The organism is Rhodopirellula sp. P2 (assembly GCF_028768465.1).
Lineage (GTDB): Bacteria > Planctomycetota > Planctomycetia > Pirellulales > Pirellulaceae > Rhodopirellula.
This window is the reverse complement of record NZ_CP118225.1, coordinates 2,513,438-2,535,246: the sequence shown is the minus strand read 5'-3', so window position 1 is coordinate 2,535,246 and position 21,809 is coordinate 2,513,438. Positions and strand designations below refer to the sequence as shown.

Here is a 21,809-nt window from a genome sequence, read left to right as displayed (position 1 = left end):
CGAAACTTCGCACGTCGCAATCGGACCGGGTTGGAGGTCCGTTTGCGACGATGGGGGCAACTTAGCGGGGGCCGCTTTCGTGGGTCAAGCCGAGTTCGCAAAAAGTCTTTCAGGTTCTGGAAGCTCATTTCACTCCTGTCCATTTTGGTCCCCGAAATCGTTTAGAATCAGCGTGAAAACTTTCTCAACATTCTTTTCATCCCCGCCAAAGCCCCCTCCTTCCATGCCGTTCATTCCACGTCGTCAAACCCAAACAACGTCTCAGGCTTCGACCAGCCAACCTTCCACGGTCGCGATGCTGTTCAGCCCGTCCCTCACCAACGCTGTCTCCCCAAGAGCATCGCATGGTCAATTGCTAGCAAAGCAGTTTCGTTGTTTGACTGGGTTCGCGACAATCATCGTGTTGTTGGTTTGCGTCGGCTGCCAGCCTCCGACTGGCGATCAAGCGGACTCCGCCGACAAGCCGCTTCACTTCGCAGTCATCCCCAAAGGCACGACCCATATTTTCTGGCAATCGGTCAAACTGGGAGCGGAACAAGCGGGTGACGAAATCGGTGCAAAGATCACATTTCGGGGCCCCTCGAAAGAAAACGATCGTGATGAGCAGATCAATGTCGTCCAAGGATTCCTGAACGCTCGGGTCGATGGCATTTTGCTCGCTCCGCTGGATGCTGATGCGTTGGTTCGACCGGTGAAGGAGGCCAGCCGAGCGGGTGTTCCCGTGGTGATCTTCGACAGCGGACTGAACACCGACCCGGGCGACTACGTTTCGTATGTGGCCACCGACAATTTCGAAGGCGGCAAATTGGCGGCCCAGGCGATGGTCAACGCGTTGGGGACCGACGGCGGCGATGTGATCTTGCTGAGATACCAGCAAGGCAGCGAAAGCACACACCAACGCGAAGAGGGATTCTTGGCTGCAATCGCAAAACATGAGAAGATTCGCGTGATCAGCAGTGACCAGTACGCCGGCACGACGACGGAATCAGCCATCGACAAAGCCCAAGCGTTGCTGAATCGTTTCGGTGACACGGTGGATGGAATTTGCACCGTTTGCGAGCCGACAGCCGAGGGCGCATTGCGAGCACTTCGCGAACGCCAACTGGCAGGCAAAGTCAAATTGGTCACTTTTGACAGCAGTGACTCACTGCGAGAATCACTGTCAGCTGGTGAAACGCACGCCATTGTGCTGCAAGATCCCGTCGCAATGGGTTATCAAGCGGTCAAAACGATGGCAGCTCACCTCCGTGGCGAGACGACCGAACCGTTCCTCGACACTGGTGTTTTTGTTGCCACGGCAGAGAATCAAGACGACGAAACCATCTCTCGACTGCTCCGCCCGGCCGTCGCGAGCGAGTGAGACTGAGCGACGGATGACCGCGTGCGGGTCGCAACCCAATAAAATTGCGTTCCTGCCGCATCTGATCAGTGTTGCAAACGACAGGCAGCGGATAGACTTCCCGGAATGAACAGAATGAGAAATCAACACCAACCGCGTGCAGGACGCGGAGCACGCCCCGCCCGCTTCGAAGAACCGATCGACACGATCGCTCTGCTGGAATCCGTTGGACCGGTGGAAACACCGCCGGAAATGGACTCCTTTGATGAGCTGGATTTGTCTCCGATCATGCGTGAATCGGTGAAAGCAGCTGGATTCACAGCGCCATCGCCCATCCAAGCCGCCTTGATCCCGCATGCCCTCAATGGCAGAGACGTGATTGGCCAGGCTCGCACAGGCACCGGTAAAACCGCGGCCTTCAGCATTCCAATCCTTGAGCAGCTCGATTCGCTGGAAGATTGTCGCGACCCGCAAGCAATTGTGATCGTCCCGACTCGCGAATTGGCCGATCAAGTCGCCGCCGAGGCCGAAAGGCTGGCCCGCGGGGTTCCGACCGAAATAGCCGTGCTCTCCGGCGGAAAAAACATGAACCGCCAGCTTCGGCAGCTGGAAAACGGCACGCAGCTCGTCGTCGGGACTCCCGGCCGAGTGCATGACCACCTTCAACGAGGCACCCTCCGCACCGACAAAGTCTGGTGTGTGGTCCTGGATGAAGCCGACCGGATGCTGGACATCGGCTTCCGGCCTCAAATTGAGCGGATCATGCGAAAGTGCCCCCGAAATCGGCAGACCTTGCTGCTTTCGGCCACTCTGCCACCGGTCGTTCGACGACTGGCCGAAAGCTACATGCAAGAACCAATCGTGATCGATTGCTGCCGCGACGAAATGTCGGTCGACACAATTGAACAGCGATACTTCACCATCGCTCAAGACGACAAAGTCAGGTTGCTGGAGTCGTTGCTGAAACGCGAAAAACCTGAACAGGCGATCATCTTCTGCCGCACCAAGCGGGGGACCGACCGACTGCACCGGAAGCTTTCGCAGGAATACGGTGGCGCTTGCGGAGCAATTCACGGCGATTTGCAACAACGGGAACGCGATCGGGTGCTTCAAAAGCTTCGCGATGGAAATCTGAAGTTTTTGGTGGCGACGGATGTCGTTGGCCGCGGAATTGACATCAGCACAATCTCACACATCGTCAATTTCGATGTCCCGCAGGATTGCGACGACTATGTCCACCGCGTTGGCCGAACCGGTCGCATGGGCCGAGATGGCGTTGCGTACACCTTCGTCGTGCCAGGCGAAGGTGACATTCTGACCAGCATTGAGCAACGGATCAACAAATTGCTGATTCGAGATCAAATGGATGGCTTTGAATCGCCTGCTGAGAAAGCAGCCGCAGTTGCGGCAGCTGCGCCCGAACCAGAGAAAGAATTGCGGCGCACCCTCAATCCTATGACACGAAAGCGCCCTCGCCGGCGCTGATTCTTCCCAGGGAACTTTTTCGCAAGTCCAACGTCCAACCTGACGCAAGAATGTGTCGATTGTGACGGCTGTGAGCAGCGAGACCTCTAACCCAACGTTCCCGCCCCCTCTTGTGGGTGAACCGCTCGGGTCGATTTCGTCATCAGAACCGGTGCAATTGGCACATTTGTCCGACGAGTGAACGCTGCGGTAAGTAGCGATGGCGCAAAAATTTGCGACGTTATTTACCCCAACTATACTCGGCGGACTGATCGCGCGAGCTGCGCCTGAATTGCCGGACATTGCTGTCTGAGCGATTCCAAGCAACGCCGTGAGATCGCCCTTGTCATCCACGACTGATCTTTGATTGTCCGCAATTCCGCGGCCAATTGGAGCTCCGAGATTCACATCAAGTTCGGCGGATTGGGTTGGAAATTGGCTGTTTCGGAAGCCAACCAAGACCCAATCTCTGGTCTGCCTAGAAGGTTCGGTCTATGACCTCGCGTCAGCGAAACACAGTGTCTCCGTCCACGGAAAATGCCTCCTCCCACGATCGTGCGCCAGCGGTGCCAGCTCGTCGTCGGTCCAAAACGTCCAAGCGTGGCGGCGAAAGTCGCCAACAGCGTCGACGTCATTTGGTCGAAACGCTCGAAGCTCGCCAGTTGCTGGCCGGGCCGCAACTCATTGGGATCCAACCCAACGAGGGCGACCTGATCGACGATGGCGCGGTCCGTCAAACGGCCCCGCGTGTGTTGACATTCCGTTTCGACGAAACTCAACAGATCGACCCGGCAACGCTGGGCGGCATCGAAATCACTCGCGCCGGCGGTGACGGTGACTTCAATGAGAAGATCGTGGTCGAACCCGGTTCGATCACCTTGGGGGATCCCAACGAAAACGAAATCATCGTTCGCTTTGCCGAAAACCTTCCGGACGATGACTACCAAATCAAGGTGTTTGGTTACGACAACCCCGACGAAGACATTGTCGGGATTCGCAACCTGAATGGCGAACTGTTCGTTCCCAACGAAGCCGGCGAACGCGTCCAGACCATCGACTTCGATCTGGACCTCGGTGCGTTGATCGAATCGGTCGTGCCTCAACCAGTCGTTCGCAACGCGGATGGCAGCTTGACGCAGAACCGCAATGAGATCGTCGTCTACTTCAACGAAGATCCCTTGTTCGTCGAAAACGACGCCAACGGAAACCCGACCACACGGTCCGCAGAAAACCCACGCTTCTATCAGTTGTTGCTGACCCAAGACACGGTCCGCACCACCGACGATGTGGTTTACCAACCCACGAAAGTGGTTTACGACACCGAGACCTTCACCGCTCGTCTGTTCTTCGACACCGATGACATCAACGATCTGAAGTTCGAACAGGCGGTCCTCACCGCACAGGACTCATCGCAACTGGCACAGCTGGAGGCCGCCTTGGTCGCGGGCACACCGTCGGTGGCCGAAGCTCAAGCCAACCTCGACGCATTCAAAGCAAGCTTTGCCGTTCCAGTCGGTGGCGGCACGTTCCGTCTGCGAATCGGAAACGCCATCAGCAGCTCGGCGGAACTGCAACTGCAGCCTGCCGAAGTCATTCCCCGTCCGTTCACCAGCATCGGATTGGACAGCAATGGCAGCGAGTTCTTGGTTCGTTCGTTGTTGCTTGGTGAAGACCAACCCGAGCGAGCGGTCACCTTCGTCAACTCGGCAGCAGGTGGCTTGGCCGTCAGCCTGGACGCCAACGGTCGTGTCGTGGTCGACTTTGGTGGATCCACGCCCACCGTCAACGATTTGCGGGTCGCGGTGGCGAGCACGCCTTCCGTCGCCGGCTTGATTGAAGTCGATCCCAACAGCTTCGGTTCGCTCGCCTTGCCGTTGAGCTTGACCAACAAAAGCGACTTCAACTTGGTCGGTTTGGGCGGCACTCTGACCACGGCTTACAACCTCGGTGAACTCGGATCCACCGGCGAACTGTCGAGCGTCTTGATTCACGAATCAATTTCATCGATGCCGTTTGACTTGGATCTTCCCGGTGGGAATGACGACCCTGGTCACCGCAACATCGACACGGCATTCCAAGGCCACATCAACCCCTTGTTTGGTGCCGATTCCGTCGATGGCATCACAGAGATTGCCTACAACTTCGAGTCCATCGTCGCTTCGACGGGTGGCACAACCTTCAGCAATCAGATCACCGAACGCCAACGGGAACGTGTTCGTGAGGTGCTCGACCTATGGTCCGCCAAGATTGGTGTGCAGTTCCGCGAAACGGTTTCCGATGGCATCACGTTTGCCGTTGGCGACAACGCTCGTTTGGGGAATTCGGTCAACTTCAATGTGATCAACGCCAACGTTCGCGTGGATGAAACGTTCGTCGATCCGGCGATCGTGTTCAGCAACCAAATCACCTTCGGCACCGCTTATGGCGAAGACTTCACTCGCAAGGCTGCTGCCGGTGTGGGCTTGCTGCTCGGTTTGGAATTTGCCCCTGAACTGCCTCCTGAGACCTTGCTCAGCGGTTCGTTTGCCTTCTTGAATGACACAATCAACCCGACAACGGAAGCTGCCCTCAACAACTTGGAACCGGTCTTTCCAGGCAACGCGGACGTGTTGCACGGTCAGTACCTGTATCGCCCCGACAGTGTCGACATCGACATGTACCGGTTCGAGGTCAACCTGAACGACAGCGATCGTCTCGGAACGTTGACCGTCGAGACCTTCGCCGAGCGACTGGCTCAGTCCAGCTTGCTCGACACGACCCTGACGCTGTTCGAAGAAGTCGCCGCGTCTGCGACCTCGGACTTCGACCTTGGTCCATCATTGCAAGTTGAATTCGTTGCCGTCGCAGCTGGTGCAGAAGGCAACCAAACTCGGATCGAGTTTGTGCAAAGCGACCGGGCGGCCAATGACAGTGCCGTGCGTGTGCTGCGACAAACCGGTGACAACGGCCAACTGCTCGACAATGTGATTCTGCTGGACGTTCCGCGACGCAGCAGTGTCGGGGCGGTCCCCGTCTCCGCGTTGATCGACGCCATCAACAACGACCCGTTTGCATCCTCCTTGGTCCAAGCTCGCTTGGTCGAAGGCGTCGCAACAACGGACATTTCACGCCCCAATGAAGTCCTGGACTTCTCACCGATCAGCCTCCGTGGCGGTGGCCTGGAACAACTCAGCCGCAACGACGATTACTTCAGCGAAGATTCCTTCCTGACAGCATCGCTGGGCGCTGGAACGTATTACATCGGGGTCGCCGCCAGCGGCAACGATGAATACAACCCGCTGATTCCTGACAGTGGCTTCGGTGGTCGCACGCAAGGCGAATACGAACTGCTTGTCAAATTCGACCCCAATGTCGATGAAGTCAACGTGCTTCGTGACATGGACCTCGAAGGCAACAATGCTGGTGATCGCATCGGCGTTCCCGGCACGCCGCTGGACGGCGATGGCGATGGGAGCCCCGGCGGTTTGTATCAGTTTTGGTTCCAAACTCGCCCCGAAGAACGAATCCTGGAATTCGAACTGACCGGCAACTCGATCACGCCCAACCAAACGATTGAAGTCATCAGCGGGACCGGCGTTCGCCGCATCTACGAGTTCGTGCCAATCGGACAAAACGCAACTGTTCCCGGCAGCGTCACCGTTCAGTACAACGCGACCGTCGGTGCGGGATCTCCCGCTGCCGGTCTGGCCAATGAATTGGCGACCAGCATCAACCTCCTGACTGGTATCACGGGCGTCTCGGCTGAATTGATCGGCTCGGGTGAACTGGTGCAGTTGTCGGGCGAGCGGTCCGTGAACACTTCGACTGATTTCCGTGGCATGACGATCCACGGCCGCACGATCTTCGTTGACAAAATGGGCGCCGCCCAAGCCGACGGCAGCATCGACTCGCCGATCAACAACATTGCCAGCGACCAAGTTCTCAGCGCGTTCTCCGTGGCTCGTTTCGGGGACCAAGTTCGCATCGTCGGAAACGGCGGTGTCGATGGGGACCTGGAAACCGAAGCGGACAACTTCAGCTATCAATTCGGCATCACTGAAACCGGTGGCCGAGTGCTCGAAGACGGCCGCAACATGGAAATCCCGCGCGGCGTGACCACGGTCATCGACGCGGGGGCCGCATTGAAATTCCGTAGTGCTCGTATCGGCGTCGGCAGCAGCAGTCTGCAAATCGACCGCAGCGGCTCGTTGCTACAAGTCCTGGGCACGCCACGTCTGGTCGAACTGTCAACCGGCAATGACGTCAACGACCCAGCCTTTGATCCGATCACCACTTTGCTGACGGACCCCTCGGACGCGACCGCCGCCTATGAAAACGGCAGCGTGATCTTGACCAGCATGCGAGACCGTGGCGTCGATTCGGTGGCGTCTGGAATCGCGCCGGCAGCCGGTCCTGGCGACTGGGGTGGGATTGTCTTCCGCAGCGACTTTGACTCCGTTCAAGGCCGAAGTTCACTGGAAGATGAGGGCATCTTCATCGACCGAGTCAACCACGCTGAAATTCGTTTCGGTGGTGGCAGTAACTTGCTGATTGATTCGATTCAACAGTTGGTCAACCCAATCACGATGATTGGGCGTCGTCCCACCATCTCTTTCAACGACATCACCCGCAGTGCGGATGCCGCAATCAGCGCTTCGCCGGACACCTTCGACGAAACCACGTTCCAAGGCCCTCAGTTTCAAGTGGCTGGGCGTTTCATCGCGGATTACGACCGTGTGGGTCCAGAGATCTATTCGAACCAATTGATCGACAACAGTATCAATGGGTTGTTCATTCGCGTTCAAACCACTGCCAATCAACCCCCTCGAGAGTTGACGGTCACAGGTCGTTTCGACGACATCGATGTGGTTCACTACTTGGCGGAAAACCTTTCGGTCGTCGGCACTCCTGGCGGCAGCATTGAAGACGGCATTCGTCCTGACCTGACCAGCTCCGCTGGCAACGTGAACATGGGCGGGAACCTGGAACAAGGCACGTTCAATTACAAAATGACGTTTGTCGACGTCTTTGGATTCGAATCCGCTCCGAGCGACGCCAGCGGCGACTTCAGTGTGCCTTCGACCCTCAGCGGCTCGTCGATCGAGCTACGCAACTTGCCGGCCATTGGCGGCGTCAGCAACTTCGTCGCGCGTCGCTTGTACCGCAGCATTCCCGGCACCAACGATTACGTCTTCGTCGCTCAATTGGACTCGACGCGTCAAACGTTCGTTGACAATGGCGAACAGACTGCGGCCAACAGCACGCTGCTTGATCCAGCCTTGAACGGCGTTCGGGGCCGCTTGGACGCTTCGCTGACGATCGACCCAGGCATGATCATCAAGCTGAATGGGGCACGCATCGAACTTGGTCACGGCACTCAGTTGCTGGCCGAAGGCACGGCCCAGCGACCTGTGATTTTCACCAGTTTGCTCGACGATCGATTTGGAGCCGGTGGGACATTTGACACCAGCAACGATGCCGCAACTGGCACCGTCTTTGCCCCGGACCGCGGCGACTGGTCGGGCATCTATGCCGGTCCGAATTCGCACGTCAGTCTCGATTCCGCCACCATCGCCTACGCCGGTGGCGTGAGCTTGATTCCTGGTGGCGAAAGCCGTGGCTTCGTGCCATTGCAATTGCAACAAGCCTCGGCACGGGTTGTGAACTCCCGATTTGAATTCAACGAAGACGGTCAAGATGGTGCGGGTGACGTTGGTCGATTCGGCCTCCCTGGTGTCACGCCTTCGACCATCCATGTTCGCGGCAGCCAACCGATCATCGTTGGCAACGACTTCGTCGACAACCGCGGCAGCATCATCGACATCGACAGCAATTCGATGACCGCCGAGCGAATCATTGACCTGGGTCGTCAAACCGGTTCAGTGGAGACCTTCTCGGAACTGGACGACAACTATGGCCCGCTGATTCGACTGAACCGCTACGAAGTGATCGCCAATGCCGCCGCTGCCCAACGGCAACTCAGTGGTTTGGAAATCCGTGGTGGCGAACTGACAACCGAGAGCATCTGGGATGACACCGACATCGTGCACATGCTGTTTGACAGCATCGAAGTCGGCAACTTGCACTCGACCGGCGGACTGCGATTGTTCAGTCGGGCGGAAGAAAGCTTGGTCGTCAAATTGTCCGGAGGCGGAACCGCCTTCAGTCCCACCAGCGGCACAGGCTTGACCGCAACGGGAACCGTGGGAGACATCGATGGTCGCATCGGCGGCACCGTTCAAATCATCGGGATGCCAGGCTCCCCTGTGATCCTGACCAGTTTGGCGGACGACACGGTTGGTGCGGGCTTGATGCCAAACGGCACCGCGTTCTTGGACACCAATGGTGACTCCTTCGCAAGCCGGCCCGACACCAACGATTGGCGCAGCGTCCTGCTGGATGAAAACTCCAACTTCACCAACATCGAATTCATTCTCGAACGAGAACTGAAGTCGGAAATTGGTGTTGGCTTGAACGATTCGGTGGTCACCGCTCAAACATTGGGCATCCTGGCGCCAAACGAACTGTTCAGCGACGACGCCAACCGTCTGGGATTTGAAGTCGAAGGTTTCCTGGAACAATCCAACGACATCGACACCTATGCCTTCACCGGTGAAGCGGGCACACAGATCTGGGTCGACCTGGACCACACCTCGTTCACTCTGGACACTGTCCTCGAAATTCTTGATCCAGACGGAAACGTCATCGCCCGCAGCGACAATTCATTCGATGAAGTCAATGGCGATGCAGAAGTCGCGATCCTGGACCCCAGTGCCGAAGGTTTGGCAGGTTCGCTGCAAGCCAACAGCAACTTCGACGGCTTCATGGATTACGACACGGTCAATCCTCGCGATGCCGGTTTACGAATCACGTTGCCAGGACCAATCGGCATTGAGTCGAATTACTTCGTTCGAGTCCGCAGTGCAGCGGTCAATCCGGACGACACCGCAGGTGGCTTGACGCGAGGTGGCTATCGCTTCCAAGTTCGCTTGCGTGAAGAGCAAGAATTCAGTGGCAGCATGGTTCGCTTCGCGGACATTCGCTACGCCAACAACGGCATCCACGTGCGTGGTGCGATGGCCAACTCACCCCTCTTGGGTGAAGCACAAGAAAACGAACAATTCGGGAACACATCGAGCAATGACGTCGCTGTCTCGGACTTGAGTTCACCTGGCCAACGAGCCCAATACTTGGGCAACACGTTGGCGAGCCGCAACGGCGTGATCAGCGTCGGTGGTTCCTTGGACACCGTGGCCGACATCGATCACTATCAAATCGATGTGCTTGGATCACAGGGTGCGGTGAGCCGTGACACCTTGATCTTTGACATTGACTACGCCGATGGTTTCAACCGTCCCGACACCATGCTGTCGATCTTCTATGATCCCGATGGCGAATCCGGGGACGCGCAACCACGACTGGTTGCAATTGGCAACGACAGCAACATCTTGGAAGATCAGTCCATCGATGGCGATTCGCCGATCGATCTGTTGCAACGCGGAAGTATCGACACCGGTGACGCTTACATCGGCCCGCTAGCATTGCCCGGCGGATCAGGCACGTACTACGTGGCTGTCACCGGCGAAGGCACCACCCCCGACGTGCTGTCTGACCCGTTGGTACGACTGGAACCCATTGATTCGATTCTGCGGATCGTTGACGACCAAATCGCGAACAACATTCAAACCACCGCTGACGCGCCGATTGAACCGTTCTTCATCGACACCAGTGTGTTGCCGTTTGGTTGGTCGACGACGCTCGATCGAGCAACCGATGTCGGTCACAATTCCAAGCAAACCTTCAACGGTTCGCGGAACGTGAATTTGTTCCCCGACAGCATCCAGGTTGAGTCGGAATCGAACAATTCCTTGTTTTCGGCTGACGACCTGGAAGCCAACCTTGGCTGGAGCTTGAACGATGACCCCAATATCGGGAACTCGTTCGGCACCAACACTTCGCAGCAACTTCCTCACACCAAGGTGTTGGGAACGACCATCAATGAAGTGGTCGACGTCTATCAATTCGTCGTGCCAGTGGATGGTTCACGCGTCATCCTGGACGTTGACAACGGTGTCATTCCGTTTGCGTACAACACCAACCCTGGCTTCGGTGGCATTGACATCGATCCAGACATCGAAGACTTCCAAAGCGACAGCGTCGACCTGAAACTGCAGTTGCTCGATGCGTTTGGTGTCGTGATTGCGACGAACTCGTTCTCGTCCACCAATGCGGGTGCGGAAGGTAGCATCGGCGATGCACTGAGCATCTTCACCGACGACCCTTACATTGAAACGTTCTTGCAAGCCGGCGTGTATTACATTGCCGTTTCGCCGGAACCCACCTCGTACGACCCCGCCACGCAGGTGTTCTCCCTGGACGTCGGCGACCGTCCCCAACAAGGCACCTATGAACTGAATGTTTCGGTCGAAGACCATGTGGTCGACGGCGGGGACCCCAACAACCAATCGCTGCACTTCGATCGCTCGGAAATCCGCGGCGACCTGGACAGTGTTGCGTTTGACCTTTCGGGCTACAGTGATGCCGACCAACCGTACCTGTACTTCGATTACTTGCTGAGCGACATCGGCAACGACGAAGTTCGAGTGATCGCTCGCAGCGATCAACAGGGTGAGACCATCTTGGCTGGCAACGCCGCTGGGACGGCAGGCACCGACGCAACCTTGTTGCAGCAGGACACCCTGGAAAACTGGTACCAAGCCCGCTTGGACCTGGGGCAGTTTGCTGGCGACACCAACGTCATCATTCGCTTCGAATACGACACCGACCTTGCTGCGGGCACCGGCCCCGTCTTTGGTGGCGAAGGACTGTACCTGGACAACTTCATCATCGGCTTTGCTGAACGTGGTGAGATGGTGGTGGGTGCTGCTTCAGGACGAACCGGATTCGTCGGTCAATCGCAAACGGTCCTCGGTGAGTACCAACTTGAGATCCGTCCTGGCCAGGAATACACCACGACGACATCGGCAACGACTCAGACTCCAACGGCCACGTTCGACACCAACGATCGTCTCGCCCAAACGATGACGATTGTTGCCCCTCACCCCTCGCAATTGAACGATGGCGACACGTTCTCTGTGTCGGACAATGTCCGCAGCGTGACGTTCGAGTTCAACAGCACTGGTTCCGTGATCGCTGGCAATATCCCGATCAACATCAGTGGAGTGACCACTCAAGTCGAAATCGCCGAACGGATGCGAACGGCGTTCAACCTGCCTGCCGTCCAAGCCTTGGTTCCGATTCAGGCGACGGACTCATCCGGCAACACCGCTGGTGGCAACAACGATGTTCGCATTGCCCTGTCGGCAGCCGTGGTGGGTGACTTCTACAAGGTCGACAGCGTGGACGACGTGCCCGATGCTGCCGACCCCATCGTGCCAGCGGGAACATCCTTCCGGTTGCCCGCGATCTACACCGAATACGTCGGTGACCAAAACGTCCAACGCCGACAAGACCAGGTGTTCATCGACTCGAACAAAATCAGCGATGTGCATGCCATCGGTATTTGGAGCGAACCTGGCGATCGGGGTGTCGACCCTCAAGACATCAAGACTCGATCACAATTCGCATTGGATCTCGGAAACTTCTTCGGTTTCAACAACGAAGATTTCTTTGCAGGCGAAGAGAATCCGTACCTGCAACAGCCACCGATCGGCAACACCACTCCGGGCGGGGTTCGCAATCTGCCAACCTTGAACAATTCGGTGATTGGCGGTTTGGCACCTTCAGTCAGCATCGTCAACAACACGATTGATAGTGCCGGTTACTCGGCAATCAAAGTGGACGGGGAAACCCGACCTTGGCAAATCGATTCGTTCTTCAGCGGTGACTTCCTCGGCGACATTGGCTTTGGCGACTTCATTGCGGACGGTCTGACCATGACCATCGATGCGGCCGGCACCCGGGTCACATTCGAATTTGAAGACATCGGTGGTGGCGTAGTGCCGGCCGGCGGCAGCGGCGTGATTGGTGGTGACGGCTACGTCGACGGTCACGTGCCGATTTACATTCGGCACACGGGGCCCAACTACAACCCGCCAAACATTCCTCAGACAGCGCGTCGTGACTACGCTCACACGCGGCATGAAGCCATGATGGCCATCTACCAGGCCATCCAGGGCAGCATCCTGATGACCAATGACATGGTCCAGTTGGTTCATCCAACGATTGGCCCTTCAATCGCTTTCGGCGATGAGCTCGAAGAAAATCGCTATCTCAGCGACATCTCGTTCCCAACCGCAACGGTGTTCCTCGAAGGCGTTTCGGGAATCTACTTCGACACTTCGTTCGCGAAGGGTGGCGGCAACCCGTTCTTTGCCAGTCCAGCAGCGGTGGCCGAATCACCTCAGCCATTCTCACGAATCGTCAACAACACGATTTATGGACAAGACGGCACCGAGTCACAGTTCTCGCAGGCGGCGATTGTCAACGGAGTCGATGGCGACGACACCATCAGTGGTGCCCGCGACACAAAAGTCGGCCAAGCTCACAATGGCGCGTACATCACCAACGGAACGATCGGCAACGGCGATGCCTTGCTGACCGCTCAACAAGACGTCGACTTCTACGAAGTTGAATTGCTGGTGGGCGATCGCTTGACGATCGACATTGACACCCTCGCGGCCGACCTCGACCTCGGCATCCCCGAAGGACCTGACTTGGTCCTGCGGTTGTTCGACGCCAACGGCGTGATGGTGGCTTCGAATGATTCGGCTGCTGCTCCCACTCACTTGGAAACGACGACGGATCCGACACAGGAAGACACCTATCTCGACCTGGGAGACGATCCCGTCGACCCGGCCGACGACACCCAACCCAACCTTCGCGCCGTCGATCCCTTCGTGGATTTCACAGCCACGAAAAAGGGCACGTACTACGTCGCCGTTTCGCTGCAGTCCAATGACGAGTACGACCCCAATGCATTGTCTGGTCGCACCAAAAGTGCGGACATCGTTGGCGACTACACGATCGCGATCGAATCCTATGCGGCACGCGATTTCGTCTTGAGCATCGACAACCAAAACTTGGCTCGAAACTCAGGCAACTTGGGATCGACCGGCGATGATTTGATCGGCACCTCGGTCGTGATCACCCAAATCCCTGACCGCCAGGACGGATTCGTCGCTCCCGACAGCACGAACTCGATGCGGTTCCTGTTCACCGACGGTGTCGGCGGCATCCGGACGAATGACAACGGCGAGACGGTTGTCAACGTTCCATTGCAAACAGGTGACGGTTTCCGAACACCGGAAATCCTTTCGGCCTTGCAGAATGCAATCAACGGGGCTGGCATTGCCGACAACCCCACGTTGACCAGCCCACCGCTGCCGAACAATGAATTCGAGAATGGACCGGATGACAATGACATCGGCTCCGTCTCCGGACCGATCCAACGTGTCAACGCAACCGCGCTTGGCGGTCTCGCTGGCAGTGCCGCCGGACTGGATCGCTTCGACTTCTCGATTCCTTTCCCATTCGGATTCGGCAGCGACTTCCAATACGGCTTTGGCCACGATCGCACGAGCGAAGTGGATAGCCTCGGATTTGCTGGCACGACAACATCAGGACTGGGAACGACAGAACTCTACCTGCTGATCCAAAACGCAGCCAAGATCGAGATCATTCCGCCAGAGGGTGGAACCACTCCATTGCGAATGGATCCACAAGCGGGCGTGGAACTGGACCAACTGTTGCCAGAAACAGGTGTCATGTTGACCGGCGGTAGCAGTGCCACTTTGATCAACAACGTCCTAGCGAACTTGAATCAAAGCGTCGTGGTCGAAGAGACCCAGTTCCGGGGCTTCAGTCACCCGACCGACCCGGATGAACATATCAAGCCCTCCGAAGTAGTTGTCACCAGCAACCTTTTCCAACACGATCAACCTGCGACCACGCTGTTCCGCCAGAACATCAATGGCCTGAACAATGGTGGCGTGGGACTGACGACGGATGGACGCACTGGCCCCAGCAACGTCAATGGCGGCACCGATGACTTCAACATCACGCTGGGCAACAACGATGTGTTGTTTGTCAACGCGGATGGTGACAACTTCATCCCCGCCTTGTTCTCACTCGCGATTGACAGCGGTGCCAGCTCGGTGACCGAGCGGGATGCATTCGGTGGCGTCAAAGAAAGCGTTGGTTTGGGAACCAGCAACATCCTGGCCCCAACCCGGGACGGAAATGGTGTGCTGCGAGCCGACAATGACTTGGCCGCTCCTCCATCCGGTGTCGGCGGAAGCTTGTTCATCGACCGCGGTGCAAACGAACTGGCGGACTTCAACGGGCCGATTGCGACATTGCAAGACCCACTCGACAACGATGCGGAAGGTCGCGACAGCGACTCCGCTGAGAACTTCTTGCAACTGACCGGTGGCAACCAGCAAAAGTTCACCATCCAACTGCGTGACACGGGTGACTCGTCCAACCCATTCTCCGGAATTGGCATCGATGACGACACCGTGGTTGTGGCACCGATCAATGGGCTGCGTCCCAAGGGTGCCAATGTCGCTGTGTTCGAAAACGGAAGGTTGTTGACCGAAGGCTTCGATTACACCTTTGACTACGATGAAACCAGCAACCTGATCACGCTGACTCCATCGGCTGGCATTTGGCGTGAAGGCAACGCCTACAGCATCTCGCTCAACAATCGTGATCGCAGCGTCATCGTTGCTCCCGATCCAAGCGAAGTGCGTGACGGACAACAGGTCAGCATCACGGATTCCGATGGCGGCACCGTCGTCTTCGAATTCGAATCAGGCTATCAACTGTTCTTGCCTGAAACGCTGACCCTGGTGGTTCCTGAAGTTGGCATCGACGCCGGTGGCCTGAGCGATGGCGACTCGTTCCGAATTGGTGATGGTGAAAACGCCACCCTGGTGTTCGAATTTGATCGCGACGGAACCGTGTTGGGTGACGCGACTCCAATCATCCTCCCCGATTCTCAAGTCGACACACCGGAAGGACGTCAAGAGGTTCGCGAACGAATCGCTCGCGACATCGAAACGGCCATCAACACAGCCTTGGCCGCCAACCCGAACTTCGAAGTCGAAGTGGTGGTCGAAGGCGAACGAGTCATCCTCGGTGCTCCCGCGGGTTACACCGTCGACACCTCCGCCGGCGGAATGGAACAAGACGCCCGAACGTTGGCGTTGCAAGTGCCGCGTGCCGGCACCGCATTTGGTGGCGTTGTGGTCGGCGACACGTTCATCGTCAGCAATGGCGACGTGACTCGCACCTTCGAATTCACCGAAGATGGCACGCTGAGCGACCCCTCCTTCGTCCCTGTGGTCATCACGGTTGCTCCAAACGATTTGACCGTCTTGGAATTGTCACAGGTCATCGCCGACACGTTGTCGAACTCTGCACTCGGATTGGTTCCGACAGTGATCGAGGACACGGTGTATTTGAACTTGCCTTCCTCTGGTTTGGTCAACATCAACGGCGGCCAATTGTCCGTCATTGGACTCAGTCGTCCGGTCAGCGACGGTGACATCATTCGTGTCACTGAAAGCCCCGCCACCGTTTCGCCTGCAATCGAATTGGGAACGGCTTACCCAGCTGGCCTCGCCGTGGCTGACTTCGGCGCCACGCTGGACAACAACGTCTTCGTTCTGCAAACCAGTGCGGGTGAACGCGTCCGAGTGCAAATCGATGCATCCGAGGCCGATCTGATCCCGACCCCGGGCAGCTTCGTCCTGGACATCACGGAAACGGTCACCGACGACGTTGGAAACGAAACACTGGTCCTCGTTTCGCGTGAAGAGTTCTCCCGCCGCTTGGCTGGGTTGCTCCGCACCGCAGAATTGAACGCGGATCCCGTGGCTCAAGACCAATACGTGTTCTTGAATCTGCCAACCGGTGTGACGGCTTCCTTCCAATCGGATTACGGCGGGCTGTCGTTCAGTGAAACATCCGAGTTCGAAGTCCGACGCACGTTGGAATTCGACTTGATCACGCAAGATGAGAACGGCCAGGAAACCTTCGACGGTGTCGAACCGGGTCACTTCCGCATGCCATTCCGTTTGACCGACACGGCCAGCGACCTGGCAGATGCTGTTCGTGATGCCCTGAACAACTCCGCTGATCTGATCAACGGATTGGCTCCGGGTTCGCGAGTGGTTGCTTCTGGTCAGGTGCAGGTCGAATCGTCCGAGACGGTCAACGTCAACGGTCAGGACATCATTCCTCAACCGGCGATCATCACGGTCACCGCGGGAAGTTCGCTGGAAGTTCGTGGCGAACCTGGTGTGACCGAAAGCAGCACCGTCCAGGTCTTCGGCCCGTTGTTGCTGACGATGCCCACCTTGGGCGGATTCAGCATCACCAACGGCAGCGTGCTGATTCTGCGAGACGATGCCGGCAACGATGTGGTCTTGCAATTTGTGTTGCCAACCGGGCTGAACAATGTCACGCCCGTTCCGGGTGCCATCTTTGTCGCTTACGACTCCAACCAAAACGGTGCGACACTCGCAGCGAACTTGGCGATTGTCATCAACAACTCGCCTGCTGACATGACCGCGACGGTCAATGCCAACAACCAGATTTCACTGGGTCGGATCGATCGCGATCGCGTCGACAACAATGGTTTGCCAGGCTTGCTCGTTCCGGGCACCCCAGGCATCTCGGTCGACCGCGGCATCGTGGCCGACGGTGAAGTGTTGCGTCTGCGTCAGGGCGATGTCGACATCTCGTTTGAGTTTGAACTCAGCGATGGTGGTGGCGGAGTTCGTGCAGGCAACATCCCGGTCACGTTCAATTCCAGCAGTTCGATCGGTGAGATCGCACAAAGCTTGGCAGCGACGATCAGCAACAACCGGGGTGGTCTGCGATTCGCAGTGGACCCTGCGACGGGTCAAGAATTGATGCCGGTTGCCGACGTTGAAGCGGGCACCGTTCGCTTGAACGATCTGCCAGGCACGCAAGTGGACATCTCTGGAGCGACCACATTGAACGTGGTGGGTGTTCCCGGTGGAGCGATCGCGATTCCGATCTCGCCGGACAACAACTCCGAAGACGTCAAACGAAGCATTCTGCGAGCCTTGCAAGGTGTCAACCAACCCGGGCAACCAGAAACGACCACGTTGCTGGCTGAGAATCGCGGTGGGTCCAGCTTGTTCATTGAGAACGCATCGATCATCGATGGTCCCGTTAGCAACTACTACTTGCCCGCCATCAAGGATTTGGCTGGCAACCCGCTGGCACCGAACCGCGAAGATCGCTCGACTCAGTTCACGATTTTGATGCCGGGTATCGCATTGGACTTTGGCGATGCACCCGATCCCGTCGCAGGTGTTCCAGGTCGTTACCCAACGACCTTGGCCCAAGACGGACCTCGCCACGTGATCGGCGGAGCCAACAATCCCATCCTGGGAAGCCGCGTGGATGCGGAAACGGATGCCTTGGCGGTTCGCACGGCTGACGGTGATGACCTCACCATCGACGTCTCGCCGCTGACAGCAACCGGTGCTCCCCTGCCCGCGACGTTGTTCTCCAACACGATCGTTGCCGGGGATGTTCGCATCGCCGTGAACCCCTTGGACTTCTCTTCCTTGGATCTGTTTGATGGAGAAACCATCACACTGACCGTGGGCGGTGTTCAAGCGACGTTGGAATTTGACATCGATGGTCGATTCGAAGAAGACAACTACGCGATCTCGATCGACGCCCTCGACGACAACGGCAACATCAATAACTCGTTGATCAAGGAAGAGGACATCGCCAACGCGATTGTTCGAGCCATTGATCAAAGCCCCCTGCGTCCAGCAGAACGCTCGATCTCGGAAGAGAACGGGGTGTTCGTCGTCAACTTCACCGGCAACGATGAAGACGGCGTCAACTTCTCCAGTTCGACCAACCCGGGTGGCATCATCAACCCAGGTGTGATCACGCCGATTGAGGTCACCGCTTCGCCTGGCAGCGTGCTGCAGGCTTGGATTGACTTCAACGCGGATGGCGACTGGGATGATGCCGGCGAGTACGTGTTGCAAGACATCCAGTTCGAAAGCAACCCGGACACTCCCGGTCAAATCACGCGACAATTTGTGATTCAGTTCCCTGACACATCGCCAGCACCGACCAGCGGAGTGAGCTCGACGTACGCTCGATTCCGAGTCTCCACCGAAGGCGGTTTGTCGCCCAGTGGCTTGGCCCTTTCTGGCGAAGTGGAAGATTACTTGGTGACCTTGCTGCCAGGCCTGCCACCAACCATTGATGATGTCGCAGCGAACCGCACCTACAGCGTTGCGGAGGGTGCGACACTGCAAGCGATTGACGCAACCGGAACGCTGACGCCGACCATTGCCAACGACAATGGCCTGCTCAGTGCAGTGACCGATCCCGATGGACAAGACGTTGCGATCTTCGCCGACGATGTCGGCTCCAAGACGATTTACGACGTCAACGACGCCACACGTGTCGCTGGTGTGGTGAACATCGCTGCCGACGGCACCTTCACCTTCGACGCCGACGCAGACTTCTCCGGAAACGCGACCTTCGTGGTGCGTGCAACGGATGTCTCGCCCGGCAACCCTGGTGGACAACTCGTCAGCTCGCGTGCAATCACCGCGACCATCACGGTCACTCCGGTCAACGATGCACCGACCTTGCAATCTGGCGTTCAGCCAAGTGATGTGTTGACGACCGAAACGATCTTCGAAGACAACGTGGTCAGTCAACAAGATCAAACCTCGCTCGGACCTGTCGTCTTCTCCGCGACCGATCTGATCGACCCTTACTTCATCGCGGGACCGGGTTCCGAACCGCGTGAGCAAGAATTGTTCTTCCAGTTCGCTGGCACCGGCACGACCGCGTTCCAAACAACGCAGGGCGGATCACTGACGATCACCGACAGTGGCCGAACGATTCTTTACACACCACCGCAAGACTACAACGGTGCAACTCCCGACACGTTCATCTATCGGGTCGCGGACCGCGAAGCTCCCGGCGAGGGCGCAATCGTCAGTGCAACCGCCGCCACGGTGGGTCGTGTCAGCATCGTGATCAATGCGATCAACGACAATCCTCGCTTGGTGGATGACTCGTACAGCACCGACGAAGACACGCCACTCAACATTGATGTGGATGGCCCCAACGGAATCTTGAACAACGACACCGCGGGTCCGATTGACGAGCAAAACGACGGTCAACAGATCTTCCTTGTTCCCAATCAGTTCCAACGCGTGGTCAATGGCCAAATCATCAACAACCGCTTCACCGAAGCGGGTGGCACGATTCGCTTGGACGGCAATCAACTGGTCTACACGCCACGTTCGCAGTTCAGCGGCACGGATCGCTTCACCTACCAAGTCCAAGACTCGGAAGGTGGCGTTTCAACCGCGACGGTGACAATCGATGTTGGCAGCGTCAACAACCAACCTGAATTCATTGGCGTCAATGGCATTCCGGGCGAAACCACCCTTCGTTTCGACGAACGCAAACAACCGGGTGAAGAAGTCACCTTTGACTTGAATGCTTGGTTCCGCGATCCAGACAACGAAGCGATGACCTACCAAGTCACCGCATCGGGTGGCACGTCCGTGATCAATCCAACGATTGACGGCAACGAACTGACCATTGATTTCGTCCCGTTCCAAAACGGCGACAGCATCCCAGTCTTGATCACCGCTCGCGATCCTTCGGGTTTGACGACGGATCAAACGATCTTGGTAACGGTCACCGGTTCACCGGATGCACCGATCGTTCAGGGCAGCCTGAATCCGTTGCAGATCATCGAAGACAACGTCTCGGTCGAAGACCTGACCCAAGTCTTCTTTGATCCCGATGGTGACACGTTGACCTACACCGTCACTCGCCTGGGAACGATCGTGAACCCAACGGCAGCCCAAATCGCGGCTCATCCGTTGGTCCAATCGATTGAGTTCTTTGGCAACTCGATGCGGATCACGCCGAAACCGAACCAGTTCGGCCAGGTGACGATTGAACTTTCCGCTCGTGATTCCCAGTTCCAAGCGACCCACCAATTTGAACTTCAGGTGTTGTCGGCCGAAGACGCACCCACCGGTGTGGAAGACGCTTACTCGGTATCACTGGGTGGACGTTTGGAAGTCAACGACCCTGCGTTTGGGCTGTTGCGAAATGACTTCGATCCCGATTTCAGCTCGACCTTGAGCATCGCATCGGGTTCGGTCACGCAACCGACTTACGGAACGGTTTCGCTCAGCGGCAACGATGATGGCACGTTCACCTACACGTTCAATCCTGAGTCCAGCTCGCTGAACCCGTTGCCAACCGGCGACAGTTTCACCTACCGCGTGCAGGACAACACGGGTCGATTGAGCCCGCCAGTGACGGTCACGATCACCTTCGGCCAATCCGCTTACCAAAACCCATCGGATCGATTCGATGTGACCGCGGATGGATTTGTCACGGCCATCGACGCGTTGCGAGTCATCAACTTGCTCAACCGCGATGAGCTTCGTGATCCGAATGATCCCAACGCGGACTTGACGATCGACCGCATTCCGACTTCACCGCCGGACTATTACGACGTCAACGGTGACGGCCGTGTCTCGGCGTTGGATGCACTGCAGGTGATCAACGAGCTCAACGCTCGCTCGGTCGACGGCAACAATCCAGCCGGTGAGTCGCTGCTTGGCGACAACACGACCATTGTCTCCGGATCGTTGGATTCGACTGAAATGAGTCGTTTTGCCTCGACGCAAGCGTTGGCATCGCAGTCGGCCACCAATGCCACAGCGGCCAACGCGGTGCCGGTCTCCTCGGCCATCACCAGTGACCGAACCCCGGCCGGTGAATTGACGGTTTCCGCAGAAACATCGTTGGACAACGTGCTCTCGGTTGGTTTCGACATTGAATCGGCCCAATCGCACCGCACCGAATTATTGGCCAATGCACTGGCGGACGACTTAGAATCGTCTCAATCCGAATCCGGCATCGGATTGGATGGGGCAATTGACTCCGCTTTGATTGATCTTTTCTCCGAAGAAATTGATCACAACTAGAATTTGCTGACCTGAGGGGGCCCAAA

The 21,809-nt window shown here is 57.2% G+C and carries 3 protein-coding genes; all 3 read left to right on the top strand.

Going from position 1 to position 21,809, the window contains the following annotated elements; translation table 11 throughout:
* The first annotated feature begins 223 nt into the window (after positions 1-223).
* The 3 genes from PSR62_RS08955 to PSR62_RS08945 all read left to right on the top strand — a co-directional run bounded on the left by PSR62_RS08955 (position 224) and on the right by PSR62_RS08945 (position 21,783).
* Complete coding sequence (locus tag PSR62_RS08955) at positions 224-1,360, top strand: ABC transporter substrate-binding protein (protein ID WP_274407432.1); 1,137 nt, start codon at positions 224-226, stop codon at positions 1,358-1,360.
* A gap of 114 nt (positions 1,361-1,474) precedes the next feature.
* On the top strand, positions 1,475-2,824 hold the full coding sequence (locus tag PSR62_RS08950; protein WP_274407431.1) for a DEAD/DEAH box helicase: 1,350 nt from the start codon (positions 1,475-1,477) through the stop codon (positions 2,822-2,824).
* A gap of 545 nt (positions 2,825-3,369) precedes the next feature.
* On the top strand, positions 3,370-21,783 hold the full coding sequence (locus PSR62_RS08945; protein ID WP_338020185.1) for a tandem-95 repeat protein: 18,414 nt from the start codon (positions 3,370-3,372) through the stop codon (positions 21,781-21,783).
* The last annotated feature ends 26 nt before the right edge of the window (positions 21,784-21,809 follow it).

Bases quoted from the DNA above. Each gene is read 5' to 3' on its own strand.
- PSR62_RS08955 (WP_274407432.1), top strand. From the start codon at position 224: ATGCCGTTCATTCCACGTCGTCAAACCCAAACAACGTCTCAGGCTTCG.
- PSR62_RS08950 (WP_274407431.1), top strand. From the start codon at position 1,475: ATGAGAAATCAACACCAACCGCGTGCAGGACGCGGAGCACGCCCCGCC.